Source organism: Lentibacillus saliphilus, assembly GCF_019093865.1.
Classification (GTDB): Bacteria; Bacillota; Bacilli; order Bacillales; family Amphibacillaceae; genus Lentibacillus_B; species Lentibacillus_B saliphilus.
This window is the reverse complement of record NZ_JABJXD010000001.1, coordinates 519,698-538,567: the sequence shown is the minus strand read 5'-3', so window position 1 is coordinate 538,567 and position 18,870 is coordinate 519,698. Positions and strand designations below refer to the sequence as shown.

Below are 18,870 nucleotides of genomic sequence, written 5' to 3'. Positions count from 1 at the left end.
GATGAAAAAACGTTTTTCTATTTATCATGTTTTGGTGGCGGTTCTTCTACTGAGTTTAATGCTTCCGGCTGCGCCTGTGAGTGCTAATGGTGATCATAATAATGATTACAATGGCTCATTAACAATTCATAAGTATGAAAGAGAGCCAGGTGCTGAAGACGGTGCACCAGGTGATGGTACAGAAGGACAGGAACAGGATGTCCCTGACGATGCTGTTTTATTAGAAGGTGTCACATTTAAAATTACACAAACACACGCTTTTGATCCTATGACAGATGAGTGGACAGAAGTAACAGACGGCGCTGTTTTCCAAGAAATAACAGATGCATATGGTGAAGCTCTATTTGCCAACCTGCCACTAGGGCGGTATAAGGTTGAAGAGATTGATGGTCCAGATCATGTCAATCTAAATCCAAATGATTATTATGTTGATATTCCAATGACAAGTCAAGACGGATCAGAGGTTAATTACAACGTTCACATTTATCCAAAGAACGAAATTATTCGTGGAGCTGTTGAGCTTACTAAATTCGATGGTGATACGGAAGGGGTTCTTGCTGGGGTTAAATATGAATTATACAATGCAGCGGATGACACGCTTGTTGAAATGGATGGTGTGACTCAATTTTCGACGGATGCTAATGGTAAAGTTCGTATTGATGGTTTAGCATACGGTGATTATTACTTTAAAGAAGTTGAGACGCTTGAAGGATATGTGCTAGGCGACCAAAGAATTGAATTCTCTATTACGGAAAGTGGTAGCTTTGGCCCTGCACCTGAATTCACGCATGAAGGTACTGTCGTTGTAGAAAGTGCGGTTAACTATAAGTCCCCTGAAATTATTAAAGAAGTCAGCGAGCCAGAGGTCAATCGTGGCGATATTGTCACATACACGTTAACGATTGATATTCCAGGTGACATTTCAGACTATAATAGCTTTGTTGTGACAGATGTTCTAGATGACAATCTCGAATTTGCAGGCAATGAACAAAGTCCAGACGCGTTCACATTTGCAGAAAATGGGCAAACATTAACGTGGACTGTGACGGACTTCTCACAACTATCAGGTCCAGGTCAAGTGACACTTCAATTTGACGCAAAAGTAAAAGAGGATGCTGAAGTTGAAATCATTAACAACAAAGCAAAAATTGATTTCGAAAATGAGCATGAGCATGAAGGAGAAAAAGAAACAGATGACACGCCGATCGAGCTAACAGACGGTGGTGTTAAGGTTATTAAAGTTGATGCCAGTGACCATAGCATTAAATTGGCAGGTGCCGAATTTAAACTGACTGATGCTGATGGCAATACGATTGATGCAACAGGCACACTTATTAAAGTGAACGGTACTCTTCATGATGGGCTCTTGGAAAATCTCGTAACCGATGAAAATGGTGAAATCACAATTACAGGTCTGAATGTCGGTACGTATTATTTAGAAGAAACAAAAGCACCGACGTATGAAGAAGATGGCGAAATAAAATCCTATCGTCTGTTAAATTCGCCAATCGAAGTGGAAATTGTTAATAATGAAACAGCAGAATATACAGTCGAAAACTCCAAGTCTGGTTGGCTACTCCCTAAAACAGGCGGAATTGGAACGGTCCTGTTCACGATGGTAGGCTTGACATTAATGGGTGCAGCGCTTGTATTGTATATTCGCCGCAAACGTGTTCAAAGTGTGTAAATGACCTATACAAAGAGGCTGGGATATAACTAATAGTTTAACGCAAAAGACGAACAATGCTTAACAATAGCTCCGGAAATATACGCAGACTCCTGCGGGAGGAAGGCATAGGTTAGACCCCGCAGTGCGATAGCACGAGGAGGCTTACCAGCCGCCCGCGGTCGCCTAAGTTCGGTCACGTCCTGTGACCAACGCCGACACTAAAACATCATGTTTGTCGGTCGCGAAGTATATTTCCGGAGCGGTGGTATTGTTAGGTTTTTCATTGGATTAAACTTCTATAAACCCAGTCTCTTTTTAACCCAATCAATTCAGTCGATTAATCGTCCATTAATTTAAGGTACAAAGGATGGATTCATATTGATTAAGAAAGTTATCATTCCACTTATTTTCATAATCGGCTTGGCGGTTTTTTCTTATCCTATTATTGGAAACTGGATGAGCACACAAGCACACCATACAGCGATACAGAAGCATGAAGCCGCATTAGAACAAATGACGGATGATGAAAAAAATAATTTGCGTGAACAAGCAGCGACATATAATGAAAAAATTAATGAAACTGCGACCCCATTGACAGATCCCTTCTCAGATCAAGGTGAAGACCAGACAGTCGCTTCGGGCTATTTTAACATGCTCAATGTCGGTGAATCGATGGGCAGTCTAGAAATACCGAGTATTGATGTGAATCTACCGATCTACCATGGTGTGAGCAATGACGTACTTGAACAAGGGATCGGACACATGTCAAATTCGTCATTACCGATTGGTGGAGACGGCTCTCATGCAGCATTAACAGCTCATCGTGGCTTGCCGAGTGCCAAGCTTTTTCGTGATTTAGACAAAGTCGGTGAGAATGAACATTTTTACATTCATACGCTTGATGAGACCCTTGCTTATAAAGTTGATGACATCCAGGTGGTACTACCATCCGAAACAAATTGGCTAGAGATGGAGGAAGATGAAGACTACGTAACTTTAATTACGTGTGAACCTTATATGATTAATACCCATCGTCTTTTGGTACGTGGCAAACGCGTTCCAATGGAAGAACAAGTCGCTTCATTTGCCTCAGATCAATCAACAGACATAGGTTCGTCTTCCAATGCTCAACCTATATCAGAATGGTCACTTGTTATAATCGGTGTGATCGCACTCGTGTTGATTATATTATTTTTTACGTATCGTAAGAGAAAGCGATTAAAAGAGGGATTATGATGAAAAAGAACTTCTGGATTGTAATATTATTTTTCATTGGTCTGGTGATCCTTATTTATCCACACGGTGCTCAATTGGTGAACGAGCAAATTCAAAAATCACACGTCAAACAATTTAAAGAAACTGTTGAGTTAATGCCTCCTGAAGAGATCAATCATCACGTTAATTCCGTTAAAGAATGCAATGAAGCCATTTATAACAATGAGGACGGCTTACATGATCCATTTACAGAAGCGTATGACAGAAGCCGCATCGAGGAGTGTAAGGATACACCTGATGACGGCACGAATATTGCTTCTATCGAAATTCCGAAGCTCGACTTGGAAATCCCAATTTATTTAGGTTCGACGGAAAATGAATTGTCAAAAGGTGTAGGCCATGTAGAAGGCTCATCACTTCCAATCGGTGGCAACAGCACACACACCGTGTTGGCAGGACACCGCGGAATGGGGACGAAGGTAATGTTTCGCCATTTGGATGAGTTAAAGCGTGGGGACACATTTTTCATTTATACACTCGAAGACAAACTAGAATATCGGGTATATGATGTTGAAATCGTTCTACCCCATGAAACAGACAGTTTACAAATTACGGATACTGAAGACCGCGCATCACTAATTACCTGTCATCCATACGGATCAAATAGTCATAGACTTTTAGTTCATGCCGAACGGGTATCAGAAAAGTGAAGTGCTCGTCATCATGCCCCTTTATAATATGTTCTGTGACGCTTACCAATGAGACGGTAAGCTTTTTTGTTATTACGGTTGCTGATTATACTTTTGTAAGTGATACAAAATAATGCTCCCTAGGTCTAATGAACTGGGGAGCAATTTTTACATGCGCTTTTACGAAACATAGACAATGATCTTAAGTTCAATGTTATTTCGATACAGAATAATCGACATCTAAATACAGTTGTCCGTTTGCATCTTTAAACACATTAATAAAAAATTCTTCAGGCTCATTCATTAATGTCATCTGGAAATTGGTGTCTGACAAAAGGTGTAGTTCATATTCCCAATTCAGTGTTTCATATAGAGCTGAATAGATAAGGTCAAGGTCATATATGCTTGTGTTGTAAAGCGCTGTACGAACTTTAATGACGTCTTGATGACCTTCATCAAATTCTTGTATGAGGTATACTTCCGAGTCTATAGGAAATGGGAAATAGTCAGGGAAATCTCGTTGTGGCAATTCTGCAGTCTGAATAAATGTAAGCTCTTCAAGAATTCCAACATGAGGGACATCTGAGAACATATGGGTTTTATCTGTACTATTATCATCCTTTTTTTCTTCAGTTGAATCAGTATTATTTGTCGAATTGTTTCCAGCGTCATCTTGTTGGTGATCTTCAGATGCGACCTCTTCTTGATCTTCGTCTGTCTTTGTCTCTTGAGCCTCAACCTCTTCTGTGGTGCCGTACGTGACAGAAACGGTTGGTATATTCGTGTTATGAATTGCAATTGTGAAGGTGGTGTCATCCCCCTTGAATTCTAAATGATAATTGCCATTCGCGAGTTCGTCGCGGGTGACTTCATACGCTTTTTTTATGCCAAAACTATCGTACATAAATTTCAGGTCGTCTTTCGTCATGTCCTTTGTCTCATACATAACTGTTGTCGTGTGAGCGGTTTTATCTTCAATGACATTGTAGATCGTATAAGATTTCGGAAAAGGAACATCATCAGGAAAATCATCTGGCAATTGTACGCTAGCCGTCATGTCATTTTGAGGTGTTTCATCATTCTTATCACTTTGTTCGCCACTGTCCATAACGAAATCTTCAAGATAGGCACATGATGTTGTAAGCAATAATAGTACACATCCAAAACATATAAGGGTGATGCGTTTGGTCAAAAAAATCAGCTCCTAAACTGTTATATGGATATATCTTAATGAATCGAGGTTAAACAGTGGTTAAATTTTCGTTGATTTTATAAGAATCGACGAATTAGAAAAAATAGTTGTTCATTTAATTTTATATGAAATGAAAATTTAGCAGGAGTTTGCCGTGTCAATATCGAATGGATTATATATAGTAATGTCATGACAATGGAGGTGACCAACAATTAAGATCATGTTATTCTGATTTCTCCGCTCACGAAGAGCAGACTCCAATATAAATTCCACCAAATGTAGTTGAATGATTGACACCGCGTTTTGACTTCTTATAAGAGCAACCACAAATTTGACCGAGGGGCGCTGCTCATATATTTACTTTCGATTCAATCCTTCAAAATATATACATAAGACAATCCCACGTTTACCTTGTAACAAGTCATAGAAGCAATGTTCGCCATGGAATACCTATGCCAAATATAAACCTTATATCGAAACTGTTTGAAATATTACCGATTCAGCCTTCTCATAACTCGAGATGATTGACAGTTTAAATACTTTTTAAAAACCAAAAATTTCATGTAATATTTTAAAACCAACCTCATATATTAGTACAAACACAGAAAGGTTGGTGAAGAAGTATGATGAAAAAAGTTGGCATGCTACTTCTGTCCTTGGCCTTAGTTGTTTCTGTTTTGGGAATTGCTTCTAGTGTATCTGCTGCATCGCATGGTAAACAGGGGGTTCTTCAGTCAGTTGAAGGTTACACACAGCATTTAGGAGAATTGGCAAAGCATGATCAGGAAGCGAACCAATTATTGAAGGAATTCAAAGCACTTGACCGCGTTAAACAAGAGAAGCTGATTCAGTACTTGAATGATCCAGAATTATTCAGAGCATTAATAGAGAAGAGTAACGCACTAAATGCAGGGGAATCTGTGGCTTTAAAAAATGGCGATGTATTGATTCGGAAAGATTTGACTATTACTGTAGATGAGGGGGTAGAAGAAGTCCCTGATCTGCAGGCAACGTATTACCGTAGAGCAACTTATACGGTTACCCAAGAGATATTTGGACTTAAGATCACAAAGCTTAGTTCTTATGTGAGGTATACGCATAATGGCTACCGAGTTACAAGCACATATGGTAATGGGGCGTATGTAACAAACTACAATTTCGGTGTAAAAATTACTAAAGATGTTAGAAGTCATTATCACACATCGGTTCGGGCTTATAGCACAACAATTTGGGAAGGTGCCTTCGCAAGGTGGACGCCAATTGTAGTAAGTAAAGAGCAAAAAGTTTGGGGTACGTATTGGAACACGGCTGGCGGATACCTTATTAACTTGTAAATAATATCATGAAAAGAGAGGATTTTTATGAAAAAGTTAATTTGGATTATTGTGAGTGTCATATTTGTTGGTGCGGCAGCTTTGTCAATTGGATTTGGTCTATTTAATGGTATGGATTCAGGTAACGAGGTGCACACTGAAAACATATCCGACGTGATCGATGAGTAGATCGTGAATTTAATAGCTTCATATCGACAACAACTAAAGGCTTAACTTGATTATTATAATAGACACAGAATAAACGTATGCAAAACCCCATCTGGACCTAGGTGGGGTTTTGTTTTGCATTTGTTATTTTCTTATGTGTGTTATCTGAAAACATAATGGAACGACTTTTTTATATGTTGATGTTTTTGAAATGTCTAGCCTCTCGTGGACGTAACACTATGGAAGTAGTATATTTTAATATGTAAGTAGTAGGCTAAAGACATAAACTTCGAGAGGTGCATACATAATGAAAAAACTGTTACGACTGGTGTTGCTGGCTACAATGGTGATGATTGCGTTATCAGCTTGCAGCAATTCAGCAGATGAAGACAAGAAAGAAGATAACAGTGTGTTTTTAGGAGACAAGGCTGCTCCGAATGAGATGATTTTTATTTTTGATTACTCATGTCCTTATTGTTCTATATGGATGGCAGATTATTTGCCGACGGTACAGGATGAATGGATTGATTCAGGAAAAGTGAAATTTCGTATGATCAGTGTTGGTTTCTTAAATGAAGCCTCTGTTCGTTTAGCAAGCTTGGACCATAATTTGCAGAAGCATTATCCCGCTTCATATTTTGATGTGGCGTTTGATATTTTAAAAGATTCACTTGAGGAAGATGACCAATGGGGTACCGACCAATACATTAAAATTGTTCTCGATGAGCACGAGTTGGACATGGATCGATTAAACGATGAGGTTGATATCGATGTTAAGACAGAAGAAATACAGGGTAAATATGATATTGAATTCGTACCAACTGTTATTTTAAATGGCGAAAAAGTTGAAGATCCGATGAACTTAGATGACGTTGAATCGCTATTAAATGAGTAGCTTGTCCATCTGATGCATCATCGAAATATTGCTAAAAAACCCTAACGGTTGCGGGGTGATCCGCTCCGTTAGGGTTTTTGAATGGCAGCGAAAAAATCATCGGACCTTTTCCTGATAGCAAATTTAAGATGAATACACTTAAAGGCTACAGTTTCACTAAGCTAATTTAATAAAATAGACTAAGCTTTTTGTTTCTTTGGGCTCGTATATTCTCGTTCCAGATGTGACATAACCTATGATAAAAACATATCCTTCATCTTGGGAGTCATCATTGGGCATGCTTTATTTTTTATAATTTCCCTCCTTCTCTTAGCTACATACTGGTAAACAGCATCCCTGATCTTTTTAGGTATTATTTTTGTTATTATTATAGGCTTAAAAAACCAATTGATTGAAGCTAACAAATGGATAACCGCATTAGAGTAAATATATGTTTTATTGTTGTAAATATATATCATACTATCTACGTCAGGATTACGTTGAAAGTTATTTTTGGTCCATTGGCTATTAAAATCTGTGATTTTTAAATCAGGATTTTTATTCATACGAACAACTAGCCTAATAAATCGACTACACATATTACATTCTCCATCGTAAATCAGAACGTTCATTCTAATCACTCCGTCCAAAGTATCAATCAATGCCCAAATATGTTGCCAAGACACCGATAAAGGCAAATATATATATGATACCTAGTGTATAAATGAGTACATTCCCTTCTTTTCTGATTAAGGACATTATTGTCGCTAACAATATAAGAGGGGATGATAGCAGTGGTAAAATTGTAGACAACATCATATCGCGTATAATATATTCATTAATGACTTCCATCAAAAGCAACGCAAATCCGAAATTGAAGCTCACTGTCTTAATTTGATAAGTTAGATTTTTATACCATTGAAGATGCTTTCCTTTCCATTCCCCAAATAACATTGGATAGGATGTTTTCTTTTCTTTACTATGGATTCGCGGATAAATTGGTTGTAAAAATGGGGCTTTACCATCAAAGGATTCAAATCCCCATGCAATTTCTTTATGGTCAACACAGTTTTTTATGACAAGGTCTGAATAATCAGTAGCATCTTGATATGCTGGAGCTAATTCCCTTTCAGGTTCTATGGAGAATGCAAACCTTTTTCCCTCGTGATCTCCGAAGTATTTGTTTTTATTTTGAAAAGCACCGTAATATATCGAAGTAGATATGTTGATAAGAGGGTGATAGTATGGCTTTATCCGCCCCATGCTAGCATCCATCGGAATCCACCCTTCTTTATCAATGAATATTTCATTCCAAGAATGGGGTGAGAATTTCTTGAGTGCCCAGGTCCCATAAAGTACTTTTGTAGGAATGCCTAATGATCGGCAATAAGACGCAAATAATGCTGCAAACTCACCACAATCACCGCTTCCTCTGTTTATAAAATGAGAGACACCTCTTTCATCAAAGCGAGTGGAATATTTGTAAGTCTTGGTCAGATGTAGGTAGATCATTTTTGCTTTTTCCATATCTGTTTGAGCATTACCAACGATCGACTCGGCTTCTTTTTTTATCTCTTCATTTACTGGTATTAGTTTGGTAGATCTTAAGAAAAAGTTCTTTTCCTCAGTCGTTATGGAGGCGGGAAAACGATGATCTTTATGACTGCCATAATATTTAATAGAGATATTTAACTTTTGGTTAGGCTTTAAATTAAAATACCAAATAGTATTTAAAAAGCGATATTCGGTTATTTTTTCGGGTTCGATGTTTGAGTCAATTGTGATATGTTGTTGTGTATTGGCTTCCTTAGGTTTTGAAAACCATAGTTCAACATGATCATGAGTCGTATTTTTGTAGGAATAGTTGATTTTATAGTTTTGTTTTTTCAATTAAACCACCTCATTATTGATAGAGCTAGGTCGCAAATTTGTTATTTTTCGTTTATTCATCTTATTAACGAGTCTGTTTTTCCTAATAAGGCTATACCCTTTGTCGTACTCATCATCTGAAAATAATATCACTTCAATTGCGATCATAGCTGCTGAGAATGTTACCAATCCCATTGCAAGTGCAATACCTAGGTGAAACCCTATCATCATCACGACAACGATATATTTCGTCCATCTATTAAACAATAAAAAAGGAAAGGCTAATTTAACTACTATGGATGCATAAGTGAATAACACGATCAGAAAAACATTACTTGTTAAAATCTCTGCCCAAAATGGCTTAGAAAAGGTATCAACTTGAAGGATGTAATATAAGGCAGTTCCGTTATTCCATTTTTCCCCCATAATTTGAAAGGTAGCAGAGAGGAAGTACATAATACAAATTTGAATGATGACAAATAATACTGCGAAGTTATGAAAAATCGCTTTGATTTCTGGAGGGATCTTTAGTAAAGGCATGCTCGGTCTTTGCTTGAACTTAAACGAAAAATAAGCAGTTGTGTTCATAAAAGTCATGTACAGTAAACACAAGACCATTATGTTGTCCCCACCATCAGTAATTAAAGGATTCCTGCTAACTATTGATAGAAAGAAAATGTAGTTTAGCACATGGATAAATTTCCCGCCGAATCCAAATGTGAACAGTAGGGCAAAAAATATACCAGCGTGATACAATATTTCAAAATAAAGAAGGGAATCATTTAACGCATATATCGACAGAAATACGTGATTGGTAGAATTGTATATGTCATCAGAAATAATACCAGTATCAAACCAAAAGAAATGTCGAATACTATAATTTATTACATAGTTATATAAAATTATGATGCCGAATAACATTCTTAACAAGCTTGCGCCTTTTAGATGATTATAATGTGTTAGCTGATCGTATAATTTATTGAATTTATTTTTTAACATTGTTCACACCTCTTTCAATGCAGCTTCTATTTTTTAATGGACGTTACTGTCTCATAATCTCTCCAATCATATTCCACATATAAATCGTTAGGCTTGAAAGTGTTGTCGTTTCGTTTGGAAAAGGGTACAGGCGGGTTATTTATTAATCTAACTTTAACTTGATCAATATGATCTGGCTGCTCAATTAATTGCGCCATAGAAAAACTGAATCTATAAAGCACTTCCATTTGTTTTTCATTTAATGTCTCATCAATTTCATCGCTATTAACTTTACTAGTGTTATTTGTATCACTTTCTTTCACTTTTTGATTATATTTATTTAATATTTCATCCTGCTCATATAAATTTTGAATTAATCCAGTTGGCACTCTTGCAGCTCGATTAAATGGACTGAAGCTATTTTCTTGATTACGTTCTAACAAAGGCTTACCGATATCAAACCAATCTGATTCTTCGCCATTTTTGTTTTTAACTTTTATCGCAATACCATCAGTATGTGAGACAGGATCTGGAGCAAATAGATTCCATGACTGGTATAACAGGGGCGTTTTATAATTGTCGGTGAAATTTTTAAATTGCAAGGACACAGGGTTTAATGGACCTGTTGAAATAAATATGATTGCAAAGTGAAAAAGTGTAAATAAAGACAACATGCATATTAACACTATATATATCTTCTTTTTCATATTGTTCGTCCGCTCCTATCCAAATGTAAGAGGGAAGTAGAATAAAAGAAATTACGGTTATAATTTTCTTATTCTACTTCCGTTTTTAATTAGTCAAAGATAACGTCTAGTTCCGTACTATACTCATGTTGCTGTGGCATTTCCCATCGACCAGCTACTTTGTCCCAAGCCCATCCAGCGGCTTTTGTCCCAAGCTTATATGCAACGCCTGCTGCAAATGCAACACCAACAACTGCTGGAACAGCTTCTGGATTCACTTCTTCTACTTTCGTAGATGTTTCAAAGTTCGCTTGTTCTACATTGAAGCTTTTAGTAGCGTCAGCTGAGACAATCGTTCCCCCGGTAATAAGCAATGATGCGATTAATACTGCGATAAATGCTCTCTTCATCATATCCCCCCTTTGTAAAAAGATCCCTTGCAAGGATAGGCACATTATATTATATCTAAAAATTTAAAACAATATAATTCTATAAAAACAGTAGCATTGTTGCAATTATTACATATATTTTGAAAGGTTGTATTTCAATAGAACTAGTTCTTTTGGACTAAAGTAGAATGAAAAAAGGGGACGATTATAATGCTTCACTTTTGTAAGTGAGTCATTAGAAACGTCCCTTTGTATCTCTATTAATAAAGTAGCTTTGGATGGATGATGCGTAATTGCATTCTGTAATTTTTTAGCTAGATGATTGCGACTCCTACTGTCTAGGAATCTAAGTGCTTTATGTAAGTAGGACGATAACGTTTATAACGGGTATAACTTAACGGGCCGAAGACGGCGTTATCTAAAAGGGAAGTATCTTTTTCGGAAATGGCTTTATGAAATCCTAATATAGGGATCCTGTAACCCTTATGCAAATGCTGTGCTGCAAACAAAATACGCTGAAAAATTGTAAAATAATTACAGTGCATAATGAGAATAAATCATTCTAGAAGTTAAAAACTAAATCAGTATCATACTTTTATTGTTGAGGTGAGGAAAATGTTTAACCATGTAAAAGAGCTACAATATAATGCTAAGCCTTCTCAGCCAGATCCTGTTTACGCTAAAAAGTTGCAAGAAATTTTAGGCGGGCAATATGGCGAAATGTCTGTTATGATGCAATATCTTTTCCAGGGGTGGAACTGCCGCGCAGAATCTAAATATAAGGATATGATTTTAGATATTGCTACGGAAGAAATTGCTCATGTTGAGATGATTGCCACGATGATTGCTCAGCTTCTAGATGGTGCTCCAGCTAATGAACAAGATGCCGCAGCTGGAGATCCAGCTGTTCATGCGGTACTTGGTGGAATGAACCCTCAGCATGCTATTGTAAATGGATTAGGTGCTCAACCAAATGACAGTGTAGGTTACCCTTGGACCGCACGTTATACAGTTGCAAGTGGAAATTTGCTAGCTGACTTTAGAGCTAACTTAAATGCTGAATCTCAAGGAAGACTTCAAGTATGTCGTCTTTATGAAATGACTACAGATCCTGGTGTAAAAGACATGCTTTCTTTTTTAATCGCTAGAGATACCATGCATCAAAATCAATGGATGGCAGCGATTGAAGAACTTGAACAAACACAAGGAGCAGTTGTACCAAGTTCTTTTCAGTCTTATGAAAAACAAGAAGTGTCCTATGCCTTTATGAATTTTTCATCAGGTGAAGAAAGTGCAGATGGACGATGGGCGAAGGGGCAGTCCTTAGATGGGAAATCACAATTTGAGTATGTGAAAACCCCTAAAGCAATGGGGCAAAAACCAGAGTTACAACCTGCACCAGCCTTCATTCATGGAACGCCTCCTTTAAATATGAGGAGCAATTAAAATGCACATCACACTATGAACATTGACAAATAATTTGTCTAGAAGATTAAAAAGCGCACAGGAAAACCGTGCGCTTTTTAATATAGCGTCTGTTAACAGTATTTTTAAGGTAGCTCTTAAGAAGTCCTTATATCAAGCGACTTTTTAAATCTACTTACAATGCTCCTACAACGTGAGAGGACAATTGATTTATTTCTCTTCATCAGCTTGACTATGGTGAAGAGGAGGTGGAATTAACCAACCTTTTTCCTTATTCAATCTAAGAATTCTAGCACCGAAAGTTGCTTTTTCAGTATGGAACTGACCAAACATCATAGCAATATCTTCTCTGATACACTGGCCCATTACCTGACTGGCAGATACTAATGCCATAGAATTATCACGCGCAATCGCAGCAGCAATCTCTGGATCCTGAAAACGAGCACCGATTGGGATCTCCTCTAATTTCGCTTTAGGACGGTCTGGTGGAGCTGGTGGTAAACCAACACCATTATCCTTTAACAATTGTTCAAGCTGTTTTTCCTCTTGTTTCCCCTGACTGATCATGTCTTCCATCAACTTATACAAATCATTATCTCCAATATGATTCAGTTTGGTTTGATAGGCAGCAATAGCACCTTTGACGGTTTGTAAAGCTGTCCAGGTAGCAAATACCTCTCCATAGTGCATAGGCTCATTAGTAGGATTTCCACTCAGAATTCCCATAATCATCCTCCTAGAGTTGAATTATTATATTACAAACCTATATTACCCCTTAACTAAAAGCAGTATTCATCTAAAACAGAAGAAGTTAGTTGATGTCGTATAACGATGTCAAGATCCCCGGAATGTTCTTCGAGTTTTAAGTAGGCTTTGTAAACAAATAGATGTGCCAAAAATTCGATTTCACGATTTGCGTCATACTCACGCATCCATATTAATTGCAAATAATGTTGACGTTGTTAAAGTCTCAGCACGGTTAGGACATGCTAACCCACGGATAACACTTGAAACGTATGCACACTTATTACCTGATGAACAGCATGAGGTTGCGGATCTATTTGATGGGGTTTTAGAGACTCATGTTAGCAAAATGTTAGCAAATGACAAAAACACGGGTAATCCTGTCAAATAACTGAACTGTATCAGTAAATACAAAAAGCCTGTAACCCTTGATGCGTATGGGTTACAGGCTCCTGTACAAGTAGTGATTCCGATTGGGCTCGAACCAACGACCTCTACCCTGTCAAGGTAGCGCTCTCCCAGCTGAGCTACGGAATCATGGGATTAAGTTGTGGTGCTGTGTTTCTGTCGACAAATAATAGTATATGTAATTTGGGTCTTAAAGTCAATAGATTATTTGAAAAAAGTTTCAGGTGATTATTATCGATTGGAAAACATCGATTCGTTCAGTACAATAATCATGTATATAGAAACAACTTTTAATTGAAACACGCGCAATCCAACGTTTAAAGTGCGGTTAACCATGATACATAGGAAGTCAATTATATCATGGAGAGAGCTAATCGGACAATTCGTCTATTGAAGGGAGGCCTAAAAGAATGCGTAAACAACTTATATTAGCATCATCATCGCCTCGGCGTCAGGAGCTGTTGCGCCAAGTCAATGTACCGTTCGTTGTACGTCCGGCCAATGTTGATGAATCACAAGTCATGACAATAGATCCGGTTGATAAAGTGAAGCAGTTGGCAATGCTAAAAGGGAGACATGTCCATCTGAAGCATTCAGATGAAGTGATCTTAGCTGCTGACACGGTCGTCTCCTATAATAACTCTATTTTTGAAAAACCTCAGAATCAACATGAGGCGCGCGAAATGATGTCTGCTTTAAGTGGTAAGTCACATGACGTGTATACCGGAGTTATGATTCGTTCCTCAGATCATGAAGTTACTTTTGTTGAGCGGACGCAAGTGGAATTTTATGAGCTAACAGAAGCGGAAATAAATTGGTACATATCAACCGATGATCCTTATGATAAAGCGGGCGCCTATGGCATTCAAAGTCAAGGTGCGGTATTTGTAAAAGGCATAATAGGGGATTACTTTAATGTTGTCGGGTTGCCGCTATCGCGCACAGTCAAGGCATTAAAGGAATTTGAAATATATCCTCAGTAATTTTGGGATATTTGTCTTTTTGTAATAAACATGAATGTGAATTAGAAATGAGACATGCCCGCCATAGAAAGAGGGCATGTCTGCTTTAAAATGTATCTTATTGGTTTTGTTGTAGCTCCTGTATATCTCCCCGTGCGTTATGCAATTGTTCAAATGCCTGTTGGAATTGGGGATTTTCATTTGCAAATGATCCGGCACTAGCTTGAACGCCTTGCAAAGTTTGTTCAGCTTTAAAGAGCTGCTTTTGTGCCTGTTCAATCACATCTTCATCACTACCTTGGGCTTGGTCGATCGCCTTTTGAGCCGCTTTTATAGATGCATGAGCTTCCTGAATTGATTGGTCAAATGCTTCATTGGACAACATGATCACCTCTTCAATAGAATAGGCATAGTGTGTCCTGATGATAAGAGATTTATGTAACATATAAGCAACGATGAAAAGTGGGTAGCGAGATAGCGGTATAAAAGGAGGGATAAGTGTATGAAGGTGATTAAACAGCGGCTTCAACGGGCGTTTACTTTTTTGGAGCAGGGGAATTTAAAACAGGCAGAAATTTTATATCTCGAATGTCTTGATGGCATTGATGATCAAGCATCACTATTATTTGAACAAGCATTACACGGATTAGGCTATGTTAAAAGTGAGCAAGGGCATTTTTCGGAAGCGCGCGATCTGTATTTGAGGCTGATCGACTTGGCGGTTAAAAAAGGAGATCAGGAAAATGAGGCGATTGCTTATCATCAGCTAGCAATGGTTGAACGCATGGCCGGCCGCTATGATGAAGCACTTTATAATTTTTCAAGAGAGCAGATGGTTTATGATGCGAAATATCCCCATTTTCATCTCGGGTATGCTGCCAATTTTTATGAGCGAGGTTATATTCATTTCATTCAAGGCGCATATTTTGATGCGGAGCACTTCATCCAAGCATCACTCGATCATGCCCTTCAGTCCAAGGATCAGATTGCGATTGGTTGTGCGTGGCGCTGTCTTGGAGATATTGCGGTAAAGACAGGTGAAAAACAGGCTGCCCTAATGCATTACGAACAAGCTAAGCATTATTTTCAGCAAGCTGCCCATTCGAAAGCAGTTTCCGAAATAGAAGAAACTTTATCTAAGCTCACTCAATAGGTATATGAAAATGAGCACGTGCCTTTTAGATTAGGCATGTGCTTTTTGTATACCTTAAAGGTGATGACATAAACTAAGCGCACCAATAAGGAGGGATTTCTATGGATAAAAATAATAATTCGGATGTGGATCAGGAAGCAATGATAAACCAAAGCCGCAAATCTGGACTAACGTATAACGAAGCAAAGGCCTATATTGCCCAAACGACTGGTGGTAGAGGCACGCATATATACAGTGATACAGACGTTGAAGCGGTGAAGCAGAAAAATGCTGAGTCCATGGCAAATAAAAATAATCCTTCATAATTTATGCCACTATGATATATACAGAGGATGAATGCGATGAGTCGAGATGAACACAATCGAAAGCCTATCATCATGCTTAATATTGATTCACTTATGCCAGCTTCACTTGAAATGGCGATGCAAACGGGTCGTGCGCCAGCCTTAAAGTTTTTTGTGGAGAATGGTCATTATACGCCCAATATGGTGACGTCATTTCCAACGATGTCTGTGACCATTGACAGTAGTTTGTTAACAGGAACCTATGCAGATGCGCATCGCATAGCTGGATTAAATTGGTTCGATGTTGAAAACGAGACGTTTGTGAATTATGGGACTGGATTTCGTGAAACATTTCGTATTGGGGTGCGTCAGTCGATTTACAACATGCTCCACATGCTGAATGAGGTGCATTTAAGTGACGATGTTGAAACAATTTATGAAGCACTGGATAAAAGTGGATGTACGTCGGCCTCAATTAATTCATTTGTATACCGCGGACACCTAAAAAGGACATTGCGTGTGCCAAAGCTTTTGAGAGCATTGACACCTTTTACAAATGAAGGGCAATGGACAGCGTCAACACCGTCATTTTTCTCACTCGGGACTTTTGGGAAATTGCGATCTAAAGGATTTCCGAGTCAAGTTGCTGCAGGTAACTATAAATATGTAGCACGCGATCTTGCGCATCTCATACGTAACGACATGTTACCAGAGTTTACATTTTGCGTTTTCCAAGATATGGACCTACGTCTTCATTTCAAAGGCCCAACAGATATGAAAATGATTCAAAAAATAGATCGGCGGCTGCAAAAAATTCTAAATCTGTATAATAGCTGGGACGATGCACTTAAGCAAAATGTGTGGATCATCATTGGTGATAACGGACATTCTGCTACAGGCACTGATCATCATGACGTTGTTATTGATCTAAGGAAGCTATTGAAGGATTACCAAATCGCTCACATACAACACCCGTCTCTTGAAAAGGATGAGGTAGCCATTTGTGTTAATCAGCGAATGGCGTATGTGTATGCTTTGAGAGACACACTCAATATGGACACGCTCGTTGAGCATTTAAAGAAGGATGAACGGATCGACATCATTGCATGGAAAGAAAAGGGAGGTGTCCGTGTCGTTTCTGGCATGGGGACAGGGGAGTTATATTTTCGGTCCAATGGTGCGTATACTGATTCGTATGGACAAACTTGGCATGTCGAGGGGGATTTGGCGCTCCTTAATATTGAACAAAATGATGATGCGCACCTTCTGTACGGCGATTTTCCTGATGCCTTGGCTAGATTACATGGCGCTTTAAATTCGCATAAAGGTCGCTATATTGTCGTCAATGCAAAGCCAGGCTGTGAGTTCAAGGCACAATTGACCCCATCTCATATAAGTGGAGCGGCGCATGGCTCCTTGCATAAGCAGGAGTCTCATGTGCCACTCATTATTGCTGGCACAGACGAGCGTCCGTCTCATGCGCGAATTATAGACTTGAAATCATTTGTCGTCGGACTGGCGAATAGAGAGGGGGAATAGTAGGCGATTGATGTGATAGCGTGTAATCGGCGAGTCCGTAAAAAAATCGGCGCACCACTTACCGGTCCGCCGATCTCATCGTTATTTACCCTTTTTTATAATAAGCACTTTCAAATAGTTGCCTTCTGGAAAGCGTCGATCCACATGAAAATCTGTTGGAAGGGAAAATTCCTCAAGCACTTTATAAGATGTTCCCGTTTCTTTAAAAGCTTTTTGAATGAAGCCTTTGAACTTTTTCATATTGAATGTCGCGTTATTGGTGGAGGCGACGATGATGCCATTGTCTCCCGTAATTGCAATCGCTTCTTTCATTAAGTCTGGGTAGTCTTTGGCTGTACTAAATGTGTGTTTTTTTGAACGCGCGAAGCTAGGTGGATCAAGAATGACCATGTCAAACGTCAGTTGCTTTCGTTTGGCATATTTAAAGTAATCGAACACGTCCATGACGACGATGTCTTGCGCCTCAAAGTCGAGTCCATTAACACTAAATTGTTCAATTGTTTTTGGTTTGCTTCGTTTGGCGAGATCGACATTTGTTGTCTTGGACGCTCCTCCTAATAAAGCGGCGACTGAAAATGCGCCCGTGTAGGAGAATGTATTTAAAACGTACTTTTCCTTCGCATAACGGTCGCGAATAGCTTGTCTTACATCGCGTTGATCGAGAAACATACCGACCATCGCCCCATCATTTAAATCAATCGCATAGTTCATGCCGTTTTCCTTCACAATAAGTGGAAATTCTCCTCGTTCGCCAGTGACAAAGTCGTCATCATCGATGTATTGCCCCTTCGTATCAAAGCGTTTTTTCTCATAAATCCCTTTGAAATTACCGAGCTCCTCTAATGCTTGAAGAGCTTCCTCTTTAAAGCTATAAATTCCTTCACTATACCAATGGATTAAATAAAATCCGGCAAAGTAATCAATCGTCATGCCGCCAATGCCATCACCCTCGCCATTAAAAACACGAAAGGCTGTCGTATCGGGGTCAGAGAAAAAGTGAGCCCTTTTGTTCAAGGCAGCGGCGAGCATTTTCTTGAAAAAAGCTGTATCGATTACTTCTGTTTCTTTATTGGTTAACACCCAGCCAATCCCTTTATTCTGTTTGCCGTAATAGCCCTTTGCGATAAAGCGCTGTTTATCATCGACCAGATGTATGAGGCTGCCTTCAGATATCGTGACGTCCTTATTTTTAAGCGTATCTTTTTTAATGAGCGGGTATCCTTTTTGGTATAGATCGGTGTACGCCTGTTTTACAGGGAGATTGTATATTTTTTTCAATGTGTGTCATCCTTCGCTAAGTGTCTTATGTTGTT

At 38.6% G+C, this 18,870-nt stretch carries 20 protein-coding genes, 1 tRNA gene and 1 pseudogene; 12 read left to right on the top strand and 10 right to left on the bottom strand.

Features of this window, described 5'->3' with window-relative positions:
• The first annotated feature begins 1 nt into the window (after window position 1).
• The 3 genes from HPC67_RS02780 to HPC67_RS02770 all read left to right on the top strand — a co-directional run bounded on the left by HPC67_RS02780 (window position 2) and on the right by HPC67_RS02770 (window position 3,594).
• On the top strand, window positions 2–1,687 hold the full coding sequence (locus HPC67_RS02780; RefSeq protein WP_217585900.1) for a SpaH/EbpB family LPXTG-anchored major pilin: 1,686 nt from the start codon (window positions 2–4) through the stop codon (window positions 1,685–1,687).
• A gap of 360 nt (window positions 1,688–2,047) precedes the next feature.
• Window positions 2,048–2,905 (top strand): class C sortase, encoded by an 858-nt coding sequence (locus HPC67_RS02775; RefSeq protein WP_217585899.1) that lies wholly within the window; start codon window positions 2,048–2,050, stop codon window positions 2,903–2,905.
• Window positions 2,905–3,594 carry a class C sortase gene (locus HPC67_RS02770; RefSeq protein WP_217585898.1) on the top strand — a complete coding sequence of 230 codons (690 nt, stop codon included), beginning with the start codon at window positions 2,905–2,907 and terminating at the stop codon, window positions 3,592–3,594. Before HPC67_RS02775 ends, HPC67_RS02770 begins: the two co-directional genes overlap by 1 nt.
• 193 nt (window positions 3,595–3,787) lie before the next feature.
• Here the strand turns inward: HPC67_RS02770 and HPC67_RS02765 are convergent, their stop codons facing one another.
• Window positions 3,788–4,720 (bottom strand): hypothetical protein, encoded by a 933-nt coding sequence (locus tag HPC67_RS02765; RefSeq protein WP_217585897.1) that lies wholly within the window; start codon window positions 4,718–4,720, stop codon window positions 3,788–3,790.
• 668 nt (window positions 4,721–5,388) lie between these two features.
• Between HPC67_RS02765 and HPC67_RS02760 the strand changes: the two genes are divergently transcribed.
• The 3 genes from HPC67_RS02760 (at window position 5,389) to HPC67_RS02750 (ending at window position 7,141) form a co-directional block, all read left to right on the top strand.
• Complete coding sequence (locus HPC67_RS02760) at window positions 5,389–6,099, top strand: hypothetical protein (protein WP_217585896.1); 711 nt, start codon at window positions 5,389–5,391, stop codon at window positions 6,097–6,099.
• A 27-nt stretch (window positions 6,100–6,126) separates the two neighbouring features.
• On the top strand, window positions 6,127–6,267 hold the full coding sequence (locus HPC67_RS02755; protein WP_217585895.1) for a hypothetical protein: 141 nt from the start codon (window positions 6,127–6,129) through the stop codon (window positions 6,265–6,267).
• A gap of 286 nt (window positions 6,268–6,553) precedes the next feature.
• On the top strand, window positions 6,554–7,141 hold the full coding sequence (locus HPC67_RS02750) for a thioredoxin domain-containing protein (protein WP_217585894.1): 588 nt from the start codon (window positions 6,554–6,556) through the stop codon (window positions 7,139–7,141).
• A 233-nt stretch (window positions 7,142–7,374) separates the two neighbouring features.
• Here HPC67_RS02750 and HPC67_RS02745 read toward each other — a convergent pair whose 3' ends face one another.
• The 5 genes from HPC67_RS02745 to HPC67_RS02725 form a co-directional block, all read right to left on the bottom strand.
• Window positions 7,375–7,752: a thiol-disulfide oxidoreductase DCC family protein gene (locus HPC67_RS02745; protein WP_217585893.1), complete on the bottom strand. Its 378-nt coding sequence runs from the start codon at window positions 7,750–7,752 to the stop codon at window positions 7,375–7,377.
• A 22-nt stretch (window positions 7,753–7,774) separates the two neighbouring features.
• Window positions 7,775–9,010, bottom strand: coding sequence for a transglutaminase-like domain-containing protein (locus HPC67_RS02740; protein ID WP_217585892.1), 1,236 nt, complete (start codon window positions 9,008–9,010; stop codon window positions 7,775–7,777).
• The gene (locus tag HPC67_RS02735; protein ID WP_217585891.1) at window positions 9,011–9,988 is read right to left on the bottom strand and encodes an HTTM domain-containing protein; all 978 of its coding nucleotides are present in this window, start codon (window positions 9,986–9,988) and stop codon (window positions 9,011–9,013) included.
• Window positions 9,989–10,014: 26 nt separating this feature from the next.
• Entirely contained in the window at window positions 10,015–10,674 is a 660-nt protein-coding gene (locus HPC67_RS02730; RefSeq protein ID WP_217585890.1) for a DUF5819 family protein, read from the bottom strand.
• Window positions 10,675–10,763: 89 nt separating this feature from the next.
• A complete protein-coding gene (locus HPC67_RS02725; RefSeq protein ID WP_217585889.1) occupies window positions 10,764–11,063 on the bottom strand; it encodes a hypothetical protein in 300 nt (99 codons plus the stop codon).
• A 594-nt stretch (window positions 11,064–11,657) separates the two neighbouring features.
• On the opposite strand from HPC67_RS02725, the gene HPC67_RS02720 reads away from it, so the two are divergent.
• Complete coding sequence (locus HPC67_RS02720) at window positions 11,658–12,488, top strand: manganese catalase (RefSeq protein ID WP_217585888.1); 831 nt, start codon at window positions 11,658–11,660, stop codon at window positions 12,486–12,488.
• A gap of 189 nt (window positions 12,489–12,677) precedes the next feature.
• Here HPC67_RS02720 and HPC67_RS02715 read toward each other — a convergent pair whose 3' ends face one another.
• Complete coding sequence (locus HPC67_RS02715) at window positions 12,678–13,193, bottom strand: DUF3231 family protein (protein ID WP_217585887.1); 516 nt, start codon at window positions 13,191–13,193, stop codon at window positions 12,678–12,680.
• Between the two features lie 130 nt (window positions 13,194–13,323).
• Here HPC67_RS02715 and HPC67_RS02710 point away from each other — a divergent pair.
• Window positions 13,324–13,602, top strand: a pseudogene (locus HPC67_RS02710) (tyrosine-type recombinase/integrase); the annotation flags it as partial.
• 73 nt (window positions 13,603–13,675) lie between these two features.
• On the opposite strand, the gene HPC67_RS02705 reads toward HPC67_RS02710, so the two are convergent.
• Window positions 13,676–13,748, bottom strand: a tRNA-Val gene (locus tag HPC67_RS02705).
• A gap of 281 nt (window positions 13,749–14,029) precedes the next feature.
• Between HPC67_RS02705 and HPC67_RS02700 the strand changes: the two genes are divergently transcribed.
• The gene (locus HPC67_RS02700; protein ID WP_217585886.1) at window positions 14,030–14,602 is read left to right on the top strand and encodes a Maf family protein; all 573 of its coding nucleotides are present in this window, start codon (window positions 14,030–14,032) and stop codon (window positions 14,600–14,602) included.
• Window positions 14,603–14,699: 97 nt separating this feature from the next.
• Here HPC67_RS02700 and HPC67_RS02695 read toward each other — a convergent pair whose 3' ends face one another.
• A complete protein-coding gene (locus tag HPC67_RS02695) occupies window positions 14,700–14,963 on the bottom strand; it encodes a hypothetical protein (RefSeq protein WP_246569590.1) in 264 nt (87 codons plus the stop codon).
• A 120-nt stretch (window positions 14,964–15,083) separates the two neighbouring features.
• Here HPC67_RS02695 and HPC67_RS02690 point away from each other — a divergent pair, with 120 nt between their 5' ends.
• The 3 genes from HPC67_RS02690 to HPC67_RS02680 all read left to right on the top strand — a co-directional run bounded on the left by HPC67_RS02690 (window position 15,084) and on the right by HPC67_RS02680 (window position 17,557).
• A complete protein-coding gene (locus HPC67_RS02690; RefSeq protein ID WP_217585884.1) occupies window positions 15,084–15,734 on the top strand; it encodes a tetratricopeptide repeat protein in 651 nt (216 codons plus the stop codon).
• Window positions 15,735–15,835: 101 nt separating this feature from the next.
• On the top strand, window positions 15,836–16,039 hold the full coding sequence (locus HPC67_RS02685) for a hypothetical protein (protein ID WP_217585883.1): 204 nt from the start codon (window positions 15,836–15,838) through the stop codon (window positions 16,037–16,039).
• 36 nt (window positions 16,040–16,075) lie between these two features.
• On the top strand, window positions 16,076–17,557 hold the full coding sequence (locus HPC67_RS02680; RefSeq protein WP_217585882.1) for an alkaline phosphatase family protein: 1,482 nt from the start codon (window positions 16,076–16,078) through the stop codon (window positions 17,555–17,557).
• An 81-nt stretch (window positions 17,558–17,638) separates the two neighbouring features.
• On the opposite strand, the gene HPC67_RS02675 is transcribed toward HPC67_RS02680, so the two are convergent.
• Window positions 17,639–18,835: a class I SAM-dependent rRNA methyltransferase gene (locus HPC67_RS02675; RefSeq protein WP_217585881.1), complete on the bottom strand. Its 1,197-nt coding sequence runs from the start codon at window positions 18,833–18,835 to the stop codon at window positions 17,639–17,641.
• Between the last annotated feature and the right edge of the window lie 35 nt (window positions 18,836–18,870).